2 protein-coding genes are annotated in these 2705 nt (G+C 47.7%); both read left to right on the forward strand.

All coding sequences use genetic code 11. The annotated features are described in order from the left end of the window. Positions 1 to 1289 (forward strand): glutamate--tRNA ligase (gene gltX / locus QMD03_07645; GenBank protein MDI6777096.1); only part of this gene is annotated, 1289 nt, incomplete at its 5' end. 208 nt (positions 1290 to 1497) lie between these two features. Further along, positions 1498 to 2705, forward strand: a 1208-nt coding sequence (locus tag QMD03_07650; GenBank protein MDI6777097.1) for a phosphoglycerate kinase, incomplete at its 3' end; no start/stop codon positions are given.

Below are 2705 nucleotides of genomic sequence, written 5' to 3' on the forward strand. Positions count from 1 at the left end.
ACCTTCTGGAAGACCTGAAATGGCTCTCCTTAGACTGGGATGAAGGACCGGAAAAGGACGGGCCGGTGGGACCGTATCATCAGATGGCAAGGCTCGATATTTATGATTTCTACCTGAAGAAACTGATCAAGGGAGGGAATGTTTACCCCTGTTACTGCACGGAAGAAGAACTGGAGGCAGAGCGGGTCGGTCTCCTTTCCCGGAAGATGACACCAAGATATACTGGAAAATGCAGGCACCTAACGGATGAGACTAAAAGAAAACTTGAAGGGGAGGGGAGAAGGCCAGCTTTTCGTTTCCACGTAGGAGAGGGTGGAATTGAGTTCAACGATCTGATCCGGGGGAAGATGAGATTTAATTGTGCCGATATTGGCGACTTCATTATCGTCCGTTCCAACGGGGTTCCCGCCTATAACTTTGCTGTCGTCATTGACGATCACCTCATGAAAATAACCCATGTCATCAGGGGAGAGGATCACCTTACCAATACGGCTATGCAGTTGATTCTCTATAAAACCTTCGGTTTTACTTTCCCTTCTTTTGCCCACCATTCTCTGATCCGGGGAAAAGACCATACAAAGTTGAGTAAGCGCCACGGAACTGTTTCTGTCAGGGGGTTCAGAAACAGGGGTATCCTGCCGGAGACCCTGTTGAACTATCTTTACCTGTTAGGAAGTTCCACAGGGAAAAACAGGGAGGTCTATTCTCTTGCAGAGATTATCAGAGATTTTTCCCTCGCGGGGACGGGTAAAGGTGGTGCCATTTTTGATGAGGACAAACTGAAGTGGCTCAACGGCATCTATATCCGGCAATATGAACTCCAAAAGCTAACAGAACGGTTGGCGCCATTTATTGAAAAGGCAGGATATGATTATGACGCTATTGAGGGTGAGTGGCTTTATCAGGTTGTTGAGGCCGTGAGGGGTAATCTCGTTACCCTGTCCGAAGTTGGAGATTACCTGGATATGTTTTCTGACGAGAGGTATCATTTTTCAGAGGAGGCGGTGGAGCTCCTCCGGGGAAACGATGCTGTAATAGTAGTGGATGCCCTTCGTGAGGCACTGAAGCAGAAAACCGATGAAAATTCCTATCACGATGTGATTGCCGCCGTACGTGAAAAGACCGGTTTTAAGGGAAAGAAACTGCTTATGCCTATAAGGGTTGCGATAACCGGCAGACTGTCGGGACCGGAGCTTGAGAAAGTCTTTGCCATTCTGGGAAAGGCATCCATGATAAAGAGAGTGGAAAAGGTGTTGGCTGAGAATCCAGGATGGAAAGAAGAGCATTAAGTTTTCGTCTTGACCTGTATGTCCTGTTGTGATATTCAGCCCCCTAGTTAATTTAAGCGAGACCTTTGAAAATTGTCTTCACAAGGGCTCAAAATCTTTTTTCGACCATTCTAACGCCAATTTTTAGTCTCGCAAAGCTCTCTAAGCATCTTAGTCGGTAGCTACACGTCCGTGAGGGGAATTTCACATCAAATGACAAGGAGAAACTATGAAATTTATAGATGAAATAGACATCAGAGGAAAGAGGGTCCTGTTTAGATTTGATTTCAATGTTCCCTTAGTTCCCTTAGACGGTAGTTTTAATATCGTTGATGATACGAGGATCAGGGCCGTCCTTCCCACGCTTAATTATGCCCTCGATAAGGGAGCAAAAGTCATCATTATCTCCCATCTCGGGAGACCCAAGGGGAGGGTTGTGCCTGAACTTAGCCTTGCCCCCGTCACGATAAGGTTGTCCCGGCTTTTAGGGCTTTTAGATAAACAGGTACAGATGGCCGGAGATTGTATCGGTGACGAAGTAAGGAAACTGATCGCAGACATGAAACCGAGGTGTATTGTTCTCCTTGAGAACCTGAGGTTTCATCCGGAGGAGGAAGCTAATGCCGATGAGTTTGCCAGGGAACTGGCCAGTTTGGCAGATGTCTACATTGATGATGCCTTTGGAAATGCCCACAGGAGGCATGCATCAAACGTTGGCATCACAAAGTTCATGAAGGTCTGTGGCGCCGGTTTTCTGATAAAGAAGGAGTTGAACTTCTTTAAAAAGGCGCTGGACAGTCCGGCTCGACCTTTTGTGGCAATTATTGGCGGTTCGAAAGTTTCCGGTAAACTTGAAGCCCTGACTAATCTCATTAAAAAGGTTGATAAGATGATTATCGGCGGAGGGATGGCTTTTACCTTCCTGAAAGCGCAGGGGTATGAGATTGGTAAGTCCCTCGTGGAAGATGATCTGGTGGCCAAGGCCCGGGAGCTGATGGAAACGGCAGGGAAACTGGGTATAAAATTATATCTGCCCGTTGATTGTGTTATCGCTGAGAATAAGAGTGCCCAAGCGGAGACGAAGATAGTGCCTATACAGGAGATTAATCCCAACTGGATGGGCCTCGATATCGGTCCCGCCACTATTGCCCTCTTTACAGAGGCGTTAAATAATACCAAAACCATCGTCTGGAATGGTCCGATGGGGGTGTTTGAAATTGACGCATTCAGCAGAGGGACATCGGCGCTGACTCACAGTGTGGCAAATTCGTATGCCGTTACTATTGTCGGGGGGGGAGATACTGATGTGGCGATTCATGAGGCGGGCGAGACTGATAAGATCACTTATATTTCCACGGGAGGCGGGGCCTTCCTCGAACTGTTGGGGGGTAAAGCGCTCCCGGCGATTGAGGCCCTCGAGCATTGTGATGACACAAA

This window comes from Syntrophales bacterium, assembly GCA_030018935.1.
Lineage (GTDB): Bacteria > Desulfobacterota > Syntrophia > Syntrophales > CG2-30-49-12 > CG2-30-49-12.